Below are 15,873 nucleotides of genomic sequence, written 5' to 3'. Positions count from 1 at the left end.
GGAACCGGTCCCCGGTCCCGCTCGTGTCCGCGCCCGCAGCCATACCGGTGGGCCGCCACGACGCCAGGCAACCGGGCCGCTACGCCGCCTCGGCCAGGATCTCGGTGATCACGTGCCGGGAGTTCTCCGCCAGCGCGGGGTTGGTGTGCCAGTAGTACGGGAGCGCGATCAGCGCGATCGACAGTGCCCAGCCCCGCCCGCGCGCCCACTCGGCGTCGTCGGCGCCCACCGCCTCGCGGAAGACGCCACGGACCCCCGCGGGCAGCAGATTCCAGGCCACGATCAGGTCCACGGCGGGATCGCCCACCCCGGCGCACCCGAAGTCGATCACCGCGGTGAGCCGTTCCCCGGCGACGAGCACGTTCCCGGGGGACAGGTCACCGTGCGCCCAGGCGGCCGCACCGGCGTGCGCGGGGGCATGCAGCGCACGTTCCCACAAGCGCGTCACCGAGGCCGTGTCGATCCGGCCGCCCAGTTCGGCGAGGGCCGCGCGGGTCGGGGCGTCCCGGGTCGCGAGCGGCACACCCCGGTGCGCCGGCGGCCCGTCCCCCGCGTCGATCCGGCGCAGGGCGGCGACGAACGCGCCCAGCTCCCGGGCCAGCCGCTCCGGTCGCCCGACGCTGCCCGCCACCGGGTTGCCGCCGTCCAGCCAGCGGTACACCGACCAGGGCCAGGGGAAGCCCTCGCCCGGCTCGCCGAGACCCACCGGTTCGGGCGTGGCGAGGGGCAGCCGGGGGCCGAGCCGGGGCAGCCAGCGCTGTTCGTGCGTCACGTCGGCCACCGCCCCCGGGTACCTCGGCAGCCGCACCACCAGGTCGGGTCCGAGCCGGAACATCGCGTTCTCGGTGCCCGACGACGCCAGACGCCGTACCGGGAGCGACGCCCATGCCGGGAACTGCCCGGCGATCAGCCGCTCGACCAGCGGGACCTCGATCGTGATCTCGTCCTCGCGCATCCTCACCGCACACATGAGCCCCCATCCAAGGCCCCGGCGCCGGTCCTGTCGAGCGGACAACGGACAGCGGGGCGGTGTCCGGCGACACCGCCCCGCTACCGGCGGCCGGGGTCAGACCCGGTCGGCCACGATGAGCAGATACTGGAAGCTGCCGTTGCGGTACGCGTCGAGGAACGCGTCCTCGATGCCCGTGACCAGGTGGTCCGCCTCCTTGCGCAGTTCCCAGTAGGGGATCGTCGCCTCCGTCAGATCCTCCACGTGGACCGGCACCAGGCGGTTGCGGGCCATCGCCTTGAAGTACTCCGAGCGCGGATGGATGTCGCAGATGTAGTGCGCGTTGATCAGCGACACCTCGCGCGAGGCCTGCCCGTAGGTGTTGTTGTAGCAGCCGGTGATCGTCACGTACCGCCCGCCGCGGCGCAGCAGCCGGGCGTGCTCGGCGAAGAGCAGGTCCAGCTCGACGTACATGGTCGACTCGTTGTTCCACGACGCCGCGTACGCGCCCGTCGTGAAGCCGGTGTCGAGCATGTTGCGGTGGTGGTAGCGGACCTTGCCGTCGATGCCGCGGGCGCGCGCCTGCTCGTTGGCGAAGTCGGCCTGTTTGGCGGAGATGGTGACACCGTCGGCGTGGCAGCCGTAGCGCAGGTGCGCGGTGACGCTGCCGCCGCCGCGCCCGCAGCCGGCGTCGAAGACCCGGTCGGCGGGGGAGAGGGGCCCGAGGTGGGCCGCGAGCAACTCGGCCTGGGCGTGCTCCAGTCGGTGCAGTTCGGCCGTGACGCGGTCCCTGCGGCGGTCCGGGTCGGGGTCGTCGAGGACCGTCCGGTCGGCCGCTCCGATGCCGTAGTGGTGGTGGTAGAGGTCGTCGAGCTTCCCGAGTTCGAGGTTGACCGGGTTCTCCTCGGCGTTCCAGTACTCCGCGACGCGGTTCTGGTAGGTGGACTGGGCCGGCACGGCGGCCGGTACGGTCCGGGCGACGGGGGCGGTCGTCAAGGGTGACTCCTCGTTGCGCAGATGACGGTGTTTCCGGAAGAGCGGGTGACGGTTGCCCGTAGGGGCGGTCACCAGTAGTCGGGCAGGTGGTAGCGGTGGGTGTTGGTGGCGTGCCACTCGTGGTTGCCCGACACCCAGGCGGCGAGCCCCTGGGCGTAGCGCTCGACGAGCGGCGAGCCGGCGGACAGAAGGGCCGACTCCTCCTCGAAGGCCTCCATGATCCGGTTGTGGATCTCGACGGACTTCAGATAGGCGGCCTTCAGTCCGCGGCGCTCGTTGGCCGCGACGACCTGGGGCAGGTTGAGGTGGTCGGGGTCGCTGGCCAGCTCCTTGGTGAAGGAGTACAGGTCGTTGACGATGGTGGTGGCGTTGCAGGCCAGGGCGGTGATCCGCTGGATCTCGGGGCGGGCGTAGACCTGTTCGGGCAGCTCGTAGCCGTCCACCGCGTCGACGATCGACAGACAGGGACGGAAGTTGTTGAACTGCCGCATGACCAGGTACTCCCACACCCGCGGCACATGCCGGGTCTCGGCCCAGGCGGCCTCCGCGAGATAGCCCAGGTGCAGCCGGGCGATGTCGTGCACGAACCGGTCGGTCTGGCTCGGTGTCGCGAAGGCCGCGTAGTCGGCGAGGGCGAAGTGGTACGAGCGCAGGGGGCCGTCGGCCCGCATGCCCTCCCGCCACTCCTCCTCCAGTTCCGGCACGCCGTGGTAGGGGTCGATCGCCGACTGGGCCATGATCAGCCGGGCGCCGAGCCCGCGCCGCGCCCCGCCCCGGCCCTCGTCCTCCTCGCAGTAGCAGGAGTCGACGACGTTCTCGGCGAGCAGCAGCTGCCCGGCGACCGTCAGCCGTTCCAGGTCCAGGGCGCCCGGATGCTGGAGTGCGACGGCCCGCCCGAACTGGAAGCCCGAGAAGTCCCCCTTCCAGGCTTCCGGGAACAGGTCCAGGCCGCGCGCCCAGGTCTCCAGCCGGCGGTCGACCTCGGCCGCCTTGACCGGGTCGGCGGGAACGGCCGGCCGGTGGTGCAGTCCGGGGATCGTGCCGGTGCGCCGCTGCGGGCGCAGGCTCCGGGCGATGTCCGGCGGACCGGGCAGCGTGTAGGAGTCGGTGGGTGTGCTCATGGTGTGCTCCAGGCCGTCACTCGGCCGTCCGGCCGATCTGGACGTTCTCCAGGACTCCCGCCGCGTCGGGGACCAGGATGGCCAGCGAGTAGTAGGCCGTGACGAGGTAGTTGATGATCGCGGCGCTGTCGATGCCCATGAAGCGGACGTTCAGGCCGGGTTGGTACTCCTCGGGGATGCCGGTCTGGTACAGGCCGACGACCCCCTGGTCGGCCTCGCCGGTGCGCAGCGCGATGATGCTGCTGGTGTGGTCCTCGCCGACGGGGATCTTGCCGCACGGCAGGAGCGGCACACCGCGCCAGGCCGGCACCTCGCGCCCGTCGACGTTCGCGGTACCCGGCACCAGGCCGCGCCGGTTGCACTGCCGGAACAAGGCCGCGATCGCCTTGGGATGCGCGAGGAACACCTTGGTGCTGCGCCGCATCGTCAGCAGCTCGTCCATGTCGTCCGGCGTCGGCGGTCCGGTGTGGGTGCTGATCCGCTGCCCGTGGTCGATGTTGTGGAGCAGCCCGAACTCCCGGTTGTTGACCAGCTCCCACTCCTGCCGCTCGCGGATCTCCTCGACCGTGAGCCGCAACTGCTGCTGTGTCTGGTCCATCGGATCGTTGTAGAGGTCGGCGACCCGGCTGTGGACCCGCAGCACGGTCTGGGTGAGCGACAACTCGTATTCGCGCGGGGCGAGTTCGTAGTCGACGAAGCCGCCCCGCAGGGTCGGTTCACCCACGTGGCCGGCGTGGACGGGGACCTCCGCCTCGCCCTTGCGGTTCATGGGCCTGGCCTGCCGGTCGACGTACGCCCGCAGGTGCGCGTCGAGGGAGGGCACGCGGTCGGTCAGGTCCCGCACGGCCGCCCAGGGCAGCACCAGCACCACGCCCGCGGTCTCCGCCCGGACCGAGGCAAGCCACAGCGGGTCGGAGTGCCCGACCGCCTCGTCACCCATCTGGTCGCCGCCCGTGACGAGCCCGAGGACCTCCTCCTCCCCGTACTTGCCGGACGTGTAGCGGGTGAAGCGGCCATGCGCCACCAGGTAGGCCTCGGTGACCGGCTGCCCGGCCTCGAACAGGACCTGTCCGGCCCGCACCTCCCGGGGCTGGAAGCGGGAGGCGATCTCCCGCAGCACCTCGAGGTCCGGATAACCGCGCAGTATCGGCAGCTCGGTCAGCGTCTGCGGAACGACCCGGATGTCGTCGGCGCCGTTGTGCTCGAAATGCACCCGCCCGCGACCGGTGCGCAGCTGCAGGCGCCGGTTGACCCGGTAGGTACCGCCGCGCACGTCCACCCAGGGCAGCGACTTCAGCAGCCATCGCGAGCTGATGCCCTGCATCTGCGGTTCGGACTTGGTCGTGGTGGCGAGCCGGCGGGCCGCCCGGGTGCTCAGGCTCGTGAGCTGCCCGCCGGCCGAGGGGACTGGTTCGGGTTCGTCGACGGTGGATGCGGTGGCGATGTCCGGTGTGGACACTTTCCCTCCATCACAGAGGCGGACAGCAGAGGTGAACAACGGTGAACGGATCGGTCGGTGGTGCGCCGGGTGCCGGTGCGCTGCGCCAAGCCAAACAGCACGCGTGAGCTGCGGGTACAGCGCGAAAGGGGCGGTTTTGATCTCCGTGTTGCGCAAACCCGCTGCCGGGGGCACTCGGCGCCCGCGCCGTGATCGCGCGCCGGTCCCCCGCTCCCGCGCCCTGGTGTACGGACGCCGCGGCCTTTCGGCGCGCGGGCGGAACGAGGGATGGCTAGCGTGATGTCCCGGGGCGGAAAAGGCGAACCCACCCGACCGAGAGGGCCCGACCATGGCCGTGCAACCCGAAGGAACGCCCTGCTGGGCCGACGCGATGTTCACCGACCTGGAGGGTGCCAAGAGGTTCTACGGGGAGGTCCTCGGCTGGACCTTCGGCGAGTCGTCGTCGGAGTACGGCAATTACACCCAGGTCTTCGTGGACGACAAGGCGGTGGCCGCCGTCGTCCCGCCGATGCCCGGCCAGGAGGGCCAGTCGCAGTGGTGCCTGTACTTCTCCTCTCCGGACGCGGCCGCGACCGCGGAGCGCATCCGGGAGAACGGCGGCGACGTGCTGATGGAGCCGATGCAGGTCGGCGACTTCGGCACGATGTGCCTGGCCCGCGAGCCCAGCGGCGCCGTGTTCGGTGTCTGGCAGCCGGGCGCCCACGAGGGCTTCGAGGCGACGGCGACCCCCGGCGCGTACTGCTGGGCGGAGGTCTTCACCCGTGACCCGGAGGCGACGGACGCCTTCTTCTCCGCCGTCTTCCCCTACCGGATGAAGGACGTCGAGGACGACGCGGTCGACTTCCGGATGTTCGACATCGGTGAGAAAACCGTGCTCGGCCGGATGCGGATGACCGACGACTTCCCGCCCGAGGTGCCGTCGTACATCAACGTCTACTACACGGTCGACGACTGCGACGCGGCCGTGGCCCAGGCCACCGAGCACGGCGCCGTCCTGCGCTTCGGCCCGATGACCAGCCCCTTCGGACGGTTCGCGGCGCTCACCGACCCGCAGGGCGCGAACTTCTCGGTGATCGACATCACGACCACCGAGGGCGAGATGCCGAAGACCAGGGACGTCTGACCGGCACCCGGCCGGACGGACGGGCCCGCCGCCCGTGGCATGATCGTGTCCATGCTTGAACGTGTAGTGGCCGCGTGCGACGGGGCTTCGAAGGGAAACCCCGGACCCGCCGCCTGGGCGTGGGTGGTGTCCGAGGACGAGCGGACCCCGGTCCGCTGGGAGGCCGGCCCGCTCGGCAGGGCCACCAACAACGTCGCCGAACTGACGGCGCTGGAACAACTGCTGGCGGCGACCGACCCCGGCGTGCCGCTGGAGATCCGGATGGACTCCCAGTACGCGATGAAGGCCGTCACCACCTGGCTGCCCGGCTGGAAGCGCAACGGCTGGAAGACGTCCGCCGGCAAGCCGGTCGCCAACCAGGAGCTGGTGGTCCGCATCGACGAACTTCTCGGCGGCCGGTCCGTCGAGTTCCGTTACGTCCCCGCCCACCAGGTCGACGGCGACCCGCTGAACGACTTCGCCGACCGTGCCGCCAGCCAGGCCGCCTCGGTCCAGGAAGCGGCCGGCAGCGCCCTCGGCTCCCCGGAGCCGCCGGCGTCGCCCGACACCCCGGCGTCCTCCGCCGCGCGCCGCAAGCCGTCCCGCCGTACCGGCGGCGCGGCGTCCGCCGGCACCGGCGGCGGACCGTCCTCCCGCACCCTCAAGGCGAAGTTCCCCGGCCGCTGCGTCTGCGGCCGCTCCTACGCGGCCGGCGAGTCCATCGCCAAGAACGCGCAGGGCTGGGGCCACCCGGAGTGCCGTACCGCCGAGGGCTGACCGCAAGCCCGCGGCGCGGACGAAGGCGGGGCCAGGCCCTGTCGTCAAACTCCTGCCTGCCTCGCGACGCCATGCACGTCCTCTCGCCGCACCGGGCCCCGACCCACGTACATCCAGTACGCGGGCCAGGGCCCGGCACGCCGAGAGAACGCACCTGACGCCGCGAGGCCCGCCCTCCGGGCGAACGACGGGAGTTCGACGACAGGACCTGGGCGGGTGCGCCGGCCCCGCCTTTGTGTCACCCACCCCCTGCTACCCTGCGAGGCCGAACAGCTACGTCAGGTAACCGTCAGGGGTGTGCGAGTGAAGGTCGTCTGTGTCGGAGGCGGGCCCGCCGGTCTGTACCTCGCCATCCTGCTCAAGCGGCAGAACCCCGCCCATGACGTCACCGTCCACGAACGCGACCCCGAGGGCTCGACCTACGGCTGGGGCGTCACCTACTGGCAGGGGCTGCTCGACAGGCTCCGGACCCACGACCCCGCGTCGGCGAGCGCGATCGAGGAGCACTCGGTCCGCTGGAGCGACGGCGTCGCCCACGTACGGGACCTGACCACGCGCCACCACGGCGACCAGGGCCACGGCATCGGCCGCCACCGTCTCCTCGAACTGCTCGCCGACCGCGCACGGACCCTGGGCGTACGGCTGGAGTTCGAGAGCGAGATCACCGAACCCCCGGCCGGCGCCGACCTCGTGGTCGCCGCCGACGGGGTGCGCAGCGCGCTGCGGGAGCGCCGCTCCGCACACTTCGGCACGCGGATCACCACGGGCCGCAACCACTACGTCTGGCTCGGCACCACCAAGGTGTTCGACGCCTTCACCTTCGCGTTCACCGAGACCGAGCACGGCTGGATCTGGGCCTACGGCTACGGCTACAGCGGCGGGCACAGCACCTGCGTCGTCGAGTGCGCCCCGTCGACCTTCGCCGGACTCGGCCTGGACCGTGCGGACGAGGGTGAGGGACTCGCGACGCTGGAGAAACTCTTCGCCGGCGTCCTCGACGGCCACCCCCTCATCGCCCGCCCCTCGGCCACCGGCACCACCCCGTGGCTGAACTTCCGCACCCTCACCAACAGCAGCTGGCACCACGGCAACGTCGTTCTGCTCGGCGACGCCGCCCACACCACCCACTACTCCATCGGCGCGGGCACCACCCTCGCCCTGGAGGACGCCATGTGCCTGGCCACCGCCCTGCGCGCGCACGACACCGTGCCCGAGGCCCTGACCGCCTACGAGAGCCGACGCAGGAGCGAACTGCTCTCCGTGCAGAGCGCGGCCCGCTACAGCGCCCAGTGGTACGAGAACCTGCCCCGCTACATCGACCTGCCGCCGCACCGCATGTTCGCGCTGCTCGGCCAGCGCCACTCCCCGCTGCTCCCGTACATCCCGCCGCAGGTGTACTACGGCCTCGACAAGGCGGCCGGGCAACTGGAGCCCCTGCGCAGGCTCAAGCGCTGGCTCGGCCCCCGGGCCGCCCGCGCCCTGCACGCCCGCTCGTCGGCCCGCCGGGATTAGGGGGCGCCGGCCCGCGAAATGTTGGTGAATCACTATTCACTCGATAGGGTGAATAGTGATTCACCCTCAACGCCGAGCAGTTCCAGGAGCGCCGATGGACCCCTCCGCCCCGATACCCGAGCCGTCCCGCGCCCCCGGCGCGACCCCCCGGCTGCGGGACCGCCTCACGATCCCCGTGCTGGCGTCGGGCGGCATCCTCATGGCCGTCATGCAGACCGTGGTCGTCCCGCTCCTGCCGGACCTGCCCCGGCTGACCGGGGCGTCGGCGGCCGCCGTCTCCTGGATGGTCACCGCGACCCTGCTCTCCGGAGCGGTGCTGACACCCGTGCTCGGCCGGGCCGGTGACATGTACGGCAAGCGCCGGGTGCTCATCGCCGCGCTCGCGCTGATGACCGCCGGCTCCGTGCTGTGCGCCCTGTCCTCCGACATCGGGGTGCTCATCGCGGCCCGCGCGCTGCAGGGTGCCGCCGCCTCCGTCGTCCCGCTGTCGATCAGCATCCTGCGCGACGAACTCCCGCCGGAGCGCCGGGGGTCGGCGGTGGCGCTGATGAGTTCCACCGTCGGCATCGGCGCCGCCCTCGGCCTGCCGCTCGCCGCCGTCGTGGTGCAGTACGCCGACTGGCACACGATGTTCTGGCTGACCGGTGCCCTGGGCGCGCTGGGTGTGACGGCCACCTGGTGGGCGGTCAGGGAGTCGCCCGTACGGGAGCCGGGCCGCTTCGACGTCCTGGGCGCGCTCGGTCTGGCCGTCGCGCTGGTGTGTCTGCTGCTGGGCGTCTCCCAGGGCGGCCAGTGGGGCTGGGGGAGTCCCCGGGTCCTCGGGCTGTTCGTCGCGGCCGCCGTCGTCCTCGCCCTGTGGTGGTGGCAGCAGCTGCGGGCCGAGCGGCCGCTGGTCGACCTGCGTCTGGTGACCCGGCCGCGGGTCGGACTGTCCCATGTGGCGGCCCTGCTCACCGGGTTCGCCTTCTACGCCAACTCGCTCGTCACCGCCCAGCTGGTGCAGGCTCCGAAGGCCACCGGATACGGCCTCGGACTCTCGATCGTCGCCACCGGCCTGTGCCTGCTGCCCGGCGGCGTGACCATGCTGCTGCTGTCCCCCGTGTCGGCCCGCATCTCCGCCGCACGCGGCCCGCGCGTCACCCTCGCCCTGGGCGCCGCGGTCATCGCCTGCGGCTACGCGGTGCGCATCGCCGACAGCCGCGACCTGTGGATGATCATCCTCGGTGCGACGGTCGTGGCGAGCGGCACCACGCTCGCCTACTCCGCGCTGCCGACCCTGATCCTGCGCGCCGTACCGGCCGGCCAGACGGCCTCCGCCAACGGCGTCAACGTCCTGATGAGGACCGTCGGCCAGGCCGTCTCCAGCGCCGCCGTCGCCGCCGTCCTCGTGCACCACAGCAACCTCGTCGGCGGCATCGCGGTGCCCACCCTGCACGGCTATCTGCTGGCCTTCGCGATGGCGGGCGCCGTCGCCCTCGCGGCCTGCGCGGCCTCCCTGTCGATCCCCGGCGACGCCCCGTCCGACGGCACCCGGCGCGCTCGGCGCGCCCGGGGCACCACTCCGGCCGCCCGCGACGGCGCGATGGAGGGAGCGTGAGCGCCGTGAGCACCCCGCACGACCCCCGCCCGGCCGCCCCCGCACCCCGGGCCACGGACTTCCCGCAGCCCGGCACCACCCCGGCCGACGCCGACTCCGCCCGCACAGCGGCCGATCCCGGTGGCACCGCCCCCGCCCGCCGTGACGCCGAGGCCACCAAGGCGGCCATCCTCAAGGCCGCCCGCTACTTCCTGGTCCGGCGGGCGCAGGCCGACGTCACGCTCAAGGCGGTCGCCGAACGTGCCGGTGTCAGCCCGCCGTTGGTCCTGAAGTACTTCGGCAACAAGGACGCCCTCTTCGCCCGCGTCATGTCCTTCGACACCGACGCGGACGACCTGCTGGACGCCCCCCTGGCCGGCCTCGGCCGGCACATGGTCCGGCACGTTCTGGCCGCACAGCGGGAGCGCGGCACCGACCCGCTGCTGCGCATCGCCTTCGCGCCCCTGCACGGCGACCAGGGCGACATCCTGCGCGCCAACTTCCGCGCCCAGGTGACCGAACGCCTGGCCGCCCGGCTCACGGGCCCCGACGCCGGCCCGCGTGCCGAACTCGCCGTCGCGGCCCTGATCGGCCTCGGCGTGATGTACGGCATCGCCCGCGGGCCGCACCTGCGCGCGACGGACATCGACACCATCGCCGACCTCTACGGCCCCGTCGTACAGGCGCAGTTGACGCCCCGGGACTGAGCGCCGCCGCCACGGTCCCGTCGCGGCGCGTCGGCCGGTGTCCGGGCCGCCCGCCGTTCGGGGGAGGGGTGCCGGCCGACGGGGCGGTCAGCGCAGGAGGCCGTCCAGGAAGGCGTTGCCGAACACGCGGTGCGGGTCCAGGCGGTCGAGGATCCCGACCGCCTGCTGCCACACCCCGGCACCGAAGGAGTCGGGCACCGTCGTGCCCATCACCTCCGCGTCGGCCCAGGCCGCCTCCTCGGTGTACGCCCAGCCCTTGGACCACTCCACGCGGGCGAGCGCGTACCCGCCGTCGTAGGTGTCGAGCAGGAACCGTTCCAGCTCCCGCAGGAACACCTCCGCGTACGGCGTTCCCGGCAGCGTGAGCACGTCCAGCCAGACCGCGGTGTCCCACTCGGGACGGGTCCCGCTCGGCCGCAGCGCGGACAGCAGCGGGGCCCGGGCGCCCGCGACACCGGTGTCGGCGGGGTCGTCGAGGCCGGTCACCCTGATCTCCACCGAGCCGTTGACGGGGAAGCGTCCCTGCCGCGCGTACGCCGCGAGCCGGTCGCGGTAGTGTCCGGCGAACTCGTGCACCACCCGCTGCACACCGGCCCGCGAGGTGAGCACGGCGTACCCGTTCGCGGTCACCCGCAGCGTCGTCGGGCGCAGGTACAGCAGCGTGTTCTTCGACGGCCCCCACAGATCGGCGGACCGGGTGGCCACCAGCCCCAGTTCGGCCGCGTCGAGCTGCGCGTTGCCGAGGACCGGCGCCAGATACCAGGCCGCGTCGGCGACCAGCCGCCCGGCCAGGTCGGCCACCAGGGTCGGCACGCTGTCGGAGAAGGGGTAGTTGTACGGCGCGGTGACGCGCCGCGAGCCGGGCGGCCTGACCGGGGTGACGCTCCACTCCTTCAGCCACGGGAAGTCGGTGAACGCGAACCAGATCGCCTCCACCCGGCCCGAGCGCCGCAGGAAGCCGTCGAACTTGCGCCCGCCGGAGCCGGGGGCCGCGAACAGTTCGGTGGCCGGGATGTCGGTGCGGCTGACACAGCGCAGGTCCGTGTCCGGGCCGACCCGCAGCACCACCTCCGTGACGAAGGACCGGCCCAGGTGGACGAGGAGCGCCGCACAGTCCGCCTCCTCGCGGCGGAACGTCCGCAGGACGTAGGCGCCCGCGGCGTCGTCCCACACCACGGCCGTCAGCTCCAGCACCCGGTTGCTCAGCGAACCGTACGTCGTACCGGGCGGCGGGTGTTCCCCGGCGGCCGGAACGGCCGTGCCGTGGGCGTCGATCGCCAGGGCGCCCCCCAGCGTGAGGTCACCGGGGGCGGGTGTCGCGGTGAGGCCCAGCCCGTGCTCCTCCAGGAACCCGAGCAGTGCCTCCAGGGTGACACCGGTGCCGGCCCGCACCTCGGAGGCGGACTCCAGTGCCAGACCCGTCAGATGGGGCGCGGTGTCGACCAGCAGGACCCGCGTGTCCGCCGTCGTCCCCGCGGTGACGGTCAGCGGTGACCAGCCGTGCGAGCTTCCCCGCGCGCGGACCCGCCAGCCGTTGCGCCACGCCCAGTTGACGACACCGGCCACCTGCTGCGGGCCGTCCGGGGCACAGGCCCACATCTCGTCGGCGGTGATCTCGCCCACCCAGTTGCGGTACGCGGACCGGTACAGCGCCACCTCTCCCGGGAATCCGGGGAGTTCGGCCGCGGCCCGTGCCGGATCGGCGGCGAGCGCCACCGGTACGGCGGCCAGCGCGGCGGCGGCACGCAGGAACGCGCGCCGGTCGACGGGCGGCGAACTGCCGTCGTAAGAAGGAAAGTTGCCTATGGAATGATCGCTCACGGAGTCACGCTAGGGCCGCTGCTTGACGATTCCGGGCCGCCCGTCGATCCCTATCACCCGTGCGGGTGAAAGACGCGCAAAGGCCGGACACCGTCCCGTGCCGCGAGGTCCGCCAGTTGGCGGTCGTGCGCCCTGCTGAGCAGCAGCAGCGACAGTACCGCCCCGGTGAGGGCACAGAACATGTCCCACTGGGTGTCCCACACATCGCCCTGGGTGGCGAGGAACGCGTCCGCGCCGTGGCCGCCGATCAGGGCCGCCGCCCACTCCAGCAGCTCGAAGAAGGCGCTGAAGGCGAGGCACGCGCACACGGTGAGCGGCGCCAGCCAGCGGCTGCCGCGCAACGGGGAGGTGCGGCTGAGCAGTTCCCGGACGAGGACGGCCGGTACGAAGCCCTGCATCAGGTGTCCGAACCGGTCGTACGGGTTGCGGGACAGCCCGAACGTGTCACGCACCCAGTCGCCGGCCGGTACCTGCGCGTACGTGTAGTGTCCGCCGGCCGCGAGCACCAGCGTGTGCGCGGCCAGCAGCCCGCACAGCAGCCCGGTCAGCGGGAAGCGCCGCCAGAGCAGCACCACCAGGGGCAGCCCGATCAGTGCCCAGAACGTCTCCAGGAACCAGGTCGTCCGGTCCCGTACGTCCCACGCCGACACGGCGAGGCCCACGGCCGCCACGCCCGCGAACAGGACGGGCGGCACGCGGCGCGGCGCGCGGCGCGGGCCGGGGTCCGAGGCAGGGCGTGGCCCGGTGCGCGAGGCGGGACGGGGCCTGGGGTGCGGGCCGGGGTGCGCTGCTGTCATGGCGGGGCTCCTTGCCGCGGGAGTCGGAGGGGTAGCCGGGCACGTAGGTGTTCCGGCTACCCCATCGTGGTCCCGGCCGACGGGCCCGGGCATGAGTACCACTACTCAGTCCGCGCCGGGTGTCCCCGCCGCCCGGGACCGCGTCCTCACTCCTGTGACTGGCCGCCGCCGGTCCCCCGCAGCGCGGACAGGCAGCTGCCGATGGCCTGCTGGAGCTCCTCCAGGCGCTGGACCATGTCGTCCTCGTAGAAGTCCTGGGCGTCGTCGAAGGTCAGCTCCTCGAACGCCTTCGTCGCCTTCTGCAGGCTGCTGTAGAACTTCGTCCGGCGTTCCTGCACGCGCAGTTCGGGGTCGGCCTCGACCGTCTCGGCGACCAGGTTCTTCAAGGTGTCGTAGGCCTCGGTGGCCCACTCGCCGGCTTCCTCGCCGTCCTCCAGCTCGTCGATCAGCGACAGATGCCGTTCGGCCTCCTCGCGCAGTTCGACGGGCGCCTGCACCGTCTGCCCCGCGGGCGTCCTGAACTGCCCGGACTCGGCGATCTGCCGGACGTACCCGATCCGGTCAGCGGCGCGGCTCTCGGTCGCGACGGCCTTCTTGAGGTCGTCGGTGCGCACGACGTCCCGCGCCAGCTCGGCCTGGAGGCCGGGGTCCTCGCGCAGCCGGTCCAGCAGGGCGGCGCGGGCCGTCCGCGCGGTGGAGGGGTCGGCGAGGATCGCGGCGCGCAGCGCGGTGGGGTTCTCGGCGACCTCGAGGGCCTTGGTGGGGCGGATGCCCTCGGCCTCGGCAGCCTGGGCGATCGCGGTGCCGCGCTCGGAGGTGGCGCTGTTGCGGGAGACGTAGTAGCTCAGCCAGACGTCGGCGTCCGGCAGCTCCACGGCCTGGCCGGGGGCGAGGACCTCGAAGTGCGGCACGAGAGCGTCGTCGGCGGCCCGGTCCCACGCCTTGTAGTAGCGCATGACCCGCTCCGGGGAGCAGCCGGCCAGCTCGGCGAACTCCTTCGCCGACACCTTCGGCGTCTCCCCGGCGGGCTGGCCGCCGGGCCGCACACTGCGCGCCACCATCAGCGCGAAGGCCCAGCCACCGGTGCGGGCGTACACGCCGAACTCGCGCGCGTCGCGTGCGACGAGGTCGGAAAGGGGCGCGGCGGCGGGGACGGACGTCTCGGACGGGTCGATGGCCAGGGTCACGAATGGCTCTCCTGCGGGGATGGCTGGGTGGAACCCGCACCCGGGTGCCCAGGTGCAGACAGGAAAGCCTATATCGCCCCATTGGCGATGCTTTGACGGCGCGGTCGGGCCGGTGTCCCGGTCGGCGTCGCGGCAGACCGGCACTCAGGTCACCCGCGTGTCGCGCGGAAGGTGCCCAGGAAGGTCTTCAGGGCGAGCCGGGCAGCGGCGGCGTCCCAGGCCGCCGCCCGGGTGGTGAAGCGCAGGGAGAAGCCGCGGCCCGCTCCCAGCAGGAAACCCCGCCCGAAGGTGCGCGCCCGTCCGTCGCCGGTGCCCGACAGCCATTCCAGGTCGGCGGCCGCGCGCCCCTGGTAGGTGGTGGCCCGTACGGTGCCGATGCGCTGGAAGCCGTCGAGCCGCCGCAGTCCGGGCTCGACGTCGTCCCGCCACACGGCGACGGGATCGGAGCCGACGCGCTCGCTGTAGGTGACGGCGAGGGTGGGGGAGTCGCCGCCGGTGCCGAAGGTGACGCGGTAGGCGTGGTCGGCGGCGCGTGCGGTGGCCAGCCGCCGCCAGCCCTCGGGCAGCGCCACCGAGAAGCCTTCGGGAGCGCTGTAGACGCGGTATCCGGCCGGCAGGGAGGGGGACGCGCCGGTGCCGGGTAGGGCGTCGGAGGTCGGGGTGGCGCCGTCCTGCGTACGGCCGGCCGACGGGGCGGCCGTGGCGGTCCGGCGGGACGGCGGGGCCGTCGCCGTGGTGCCGGTGCCGAGATGCGTGGCGACCAGGGCGGTGACGGCCACGGTGACGACGGCCAGCACCGCCACGGCGACCGGCACCCGCCTGCTCCGCGCCAGGCCGCCGTACCGTCCTGCCCGTACCCGCCTGCTCCGCGCCAGGCCGCCGAACCGTCCGGCCGGCCACACGCCGCGCGACCGGGGGGCCTGCGCGGGACACCGCCGAGCCGTCGCGTCCGTGTCGAGGGCGCGGGTCAGCGCCTCACGGACCACCGGCCGGGTCAGCCGCTCCCGGGAGTTCTTCCGCAGCAGCCCCCGGACGGCCTGGGTGAGCGGGCCCGCGCGCAGCGGGGTGCGCACCGGCAGCCGGTCCACGGCCCTGAGGGTGGCCTCGGGCCGTCCGCGGTCACGGAACGGGGGCCGGCCCTCGACCATCGTGTAGAGGATCGCGCCGAGCGCCCACAGGTCGGCGGCCGGCCCGACGCGCTCGTCCCGCGCCTGTTCCGGGGACGCGTACGACGGTGCCGCGATCCTCGGGGCCAGGGTTGTGCCCGCGAGTCCGAACCCGGCGACGACGGCGGGGCCGGACTCGTGGACGAGGATCTGGCCGGGGCTCAGCTCGCCGTGGGTGATGCCCTCGTCATGCGCGGCCTGAAGCACGTCGAGGACGTCGAGACCGATCCGTGCCGCCCGCTCCGGACTCAACGGACCCTCCTGGTCGAGGAGTTCCCCCAAGGTGGTGCCCTCGATCCACTCCGTCGCCGTCCACAGGGAACCCGCCTCGACGACCGCGTCCACGACGACGGCGACCCGGCCCGGTCGCAGCACGCACATGGTCTCGGAGGTCCGGACGACCCGTTCCGCGGCGCGGTGCGGGGTCTGCGCGTCGGCGGTCTCCGGCAGGCCGGTCTGCGCCACCAGGCGGGGCCGGCCCGCCGTCACGTCCTCCGCGTACCACCACAGACGGTTCGTCTCACGGGAGAAGACCTCCAGCAGCCGGTACCGCCCGGCCACCAACTCATGTGCGGAGACGTGCGCCTTGACCATCGTCATCCCTCGCTGCAACCGCTGCCTCGTCTTGCCCAGAGGTACGCGGGGCGTGCGGGGGTATGTTCAATGAATGCGCAACTCCGGTCCCCTCTCCGCCTTTTATTCA

The 15,873-nt window shown here is 73.0% G+C and carries 13 protein-coding genes; 5 read left to right on the top strand and 8 right to left on the bottom strand.

The genetic code is table 11. From position 1 onward, the window contains the following. Positions 1–79: 79 nt before the first annotated feature. The 4 genes from OIB37_RS02980 to OIB37_RS02965 all read right to left on the bottom strand — a co-directional run bounded on the left by OIB37_RS02980 (position 80) and on the right by OIB37_RS02965 (position 4,525). Positions 80–955 carry an aminoglycoside phosphotransferase family protein gene (locus tag OIB37_RS02980; protein WP_330455918.1) on the bottom strand — a complete coding sequence of 292 codons (876 nt, stop codon included), beginning with the start codon at positions 953–955 and terminating at the stop codon, positions 80–82. A 111-nt stretch (positions 956–1,066) separates the two neighbouring features. Next, entirely contained in the window at positions 1,067–1,945 is an 879-nt protein-coding gene (locus OIB37_RS02975) for a geranyl diphosphate 2-C-methyltransferase (protein WP_330455917.1), read from the bottom strand. A 68-nt stretch (positions 1,946–2,013) separates the two neighbouring features. After that, entirely contained in the window at positions 2,014–3,066 is a 1,053-nt protein-coding gene (locus OIB37_RS02970) for a family 2 encapsulin nanocompartment cargo protein terpene cyclase (protein WP_330455916.1), read from the bottom strand. 16 nt (positions 3,067–3,082) lie between these two features. Beyond that, positions 3,083–4,525, bottom strand: a complete 1,443-nt coding sequence (locus OIB37_RS02965; RefSeq protein WP_330455915.1) for a family 2B encapsulin nanocompartment shell protein — start codon at positions 4,523–4,525, stop codon at positions 3,083–3,085. Between the two features lie 328 nt (positions 4,526–4,853). Here OIB37_RS02965 and OIB37_RS02960 point away from each other — a divergent pair, with 328 nt between their 5' ends. The 5 genes from OIB37_RS02960 to OIB37_RS02940 all read left to right on the top strand — a co-directional run bounded on the left by OIB37_RS02960 (position 4,854) and on the right by OIB37_RS02940 (position 10,199). Continuing rightward, the gene (locus tag OIB37_RS02960) at positions 4,854–5,648 is read left to right on the top strand and encodes a VOC family protein (RefSeq protein WP_330455914.1); all 795 of its coding nucleotides are present in this window, start codon (positions 4,854–4,856) and stop codon (positions 5,646–5,648) included. Between the two features lie 39 nt (positions 5,649–5,687). Then, a complete protein-coding gene (locus OIB37_RS02955) occupies positions 5,688–6,404 on the top strand; it encodes a ribonuclease H family protein (RefSeq protein ID WP_330455913.1) in 717 nt (238 codons plus the stop codon). 297 nt (positions 6,405–6,701) lie between these two features. Beyond that, the gene (locus OIB37_RS02950; protein ID WP_330455912.1) at positions 6,702–7,916 is read left to right on the top strand and encodes an FAD-dependent monooxygenase; all 1,215 of its coding nucleotides are present in this window, start codon (positions 6,702–6,704) and stop codon (positions 7,914–7,916) included. 94 nt (positions 7,917–8,010) lie between these two features. Then, a complete protein-coding gene (locus OIB37_RS02945) occupies positions 8,011–9,513 on the top strand; it encodes an MFS transporter (RefSeq protein WP_330455911.1) in 1,503 nt (500 codons plus the stop codon). Next, positions 9,510–10,199: a TetR/AcrR family transcriptional regulator gene (locus OIB37_RS02940; RefSeq protein WP_330455910.1), complete on the top strand. Its 690-nt coding sequence runs from the start codon at positions 9,510–9,512 to the stop codon at positions 10,197–10,199. The genes OIB37_RS02945 and OIB37_RS02940 overlap by 4 nt, the downstream gene beginning before the upstream one ends. An 87-nt stretch (positions 10,200–10,286) precedes the next feature. Here the strand turns inward: OIB37_RS02940 and OIB37_RS02935 are convergent, their stop codons facing one another. The 4 genes from OIB37_RS02935 to OIB37_RS02920 form a co-directional block, all read right to left on the bottom strand. Next, positions 10,287–12,020 (bottom strand): cholesterol oxidase substrate-binding domain-containing protein, encoded by a 1,734-nt coding sequence (locus tag OIB37_RS02935; RefSeq protein ID WP_330455909.1) that lies wholly within the window; start codon positions 12,018–12,020, stop codon positions 10,287–10,289. 53 nt (positions 12,021–12,073) lie between these two features. After that, complete coding sequence (locus tag OIB37_RS02930) at positions 12,074–12,817, bottom strand: DUF2238 domain-containing protein (RefSeq protein ID WP_443058110.1); 744 nt, start codon at positions 12,815–12,817, stop codon at positions 12,074–12,076. 146 nt (positions 12,818–12,963) lie between these two features. Next, on the bottom strand, positions 12,964–14,004 hold the full coding sequence (locus OIB37_RS02925) for a hypothetical protein (RefSeq protein ID WP_330455908.1): 1,041 nt from the start codon (positions 14,002–14,004) through the stop codon (positions 12,964–12,966). 149 nt (positions 14,005–14,153) lie between these two features. Then, the gene (locus OIB37_RS02920) at positions 14,154–15,770 is read right to left on the bottom strand and encodes a serine/threonine-protein kinase (protein ID WP_330455907.1); all 1,617 of its coding nucleotides are present in this window, start codon (positions 15,768–15,770) and stop codon (positions 14,154–14,156) included. Positions 15,771–15,873 lie beyond the last annotated feature (103 nt).

The organism is Streptomyces sp. NBC_00820 (assembly GCF_036347055.1).
Classification (GTDB): Bacteria; Actinomycetota; Actinomycetes; order Streptomycetales; family Streptomycetaceae; genus Streptomyces.
The sequence above is the reverse complement of the archived record's forward strand: the minus strand, read 5'-3'. Positions and strand labels throughout refer to the sequence as shown.

Bases quoted from the DNA above. Each gene is read 5' to 3' on its own strand.
- OIB37_RS02945 (WP_330455911.1), top strand. From the start codon at position 8,011: ATGGACCCCTCCGCCCCGATACCCGAGCCGTCCCGCGCCCCCGGCGCG.
- OIB37_RS02955 (WP_330455913.1), top strand. From the start codon at position 5,688: ATGATCGTGTCCATGCTTGAACGTGTAGTGGCCGCGTGCGACGGGGCT.
- OIB37_RS02920 (WP_330455907.1), bottom strand. From the start codon at position 15,770: ATGACGATGGTCAAGGCGCACGTCTCCGCACATGAGTTGGTGGCCGGG.
- OIB37_RS02970 (WP_330455916.1), bottom strand. From the start codon at position 3,066: ATGAGCACACCCACCGACTCCTACACGCTGCCCGGTCCGCCGGACATC.
- OIB37_RS02980 (WP_330455918.1), bottom strand. From the start codon at position 955: ATGCGCGAGGACGAGATCACGATCGAGGTCCCGCTGGTCGAGCGGCTG.
- OIB37_RS02960 (WP_330455914.1), top strand. From the start codon at position 4,854: ATGGCCGTGCAACCCGAAGGAACGCCCTGCTGGGCCGACGCGATGTTC.
- OIB37_RS02930 (WP_443058110.1), bottom strand. From the start codon at position 12,817: ATGACAGCAGCGCACCCCGGCCCGCACCCCAGGCCCCGTCCCGCCTCG.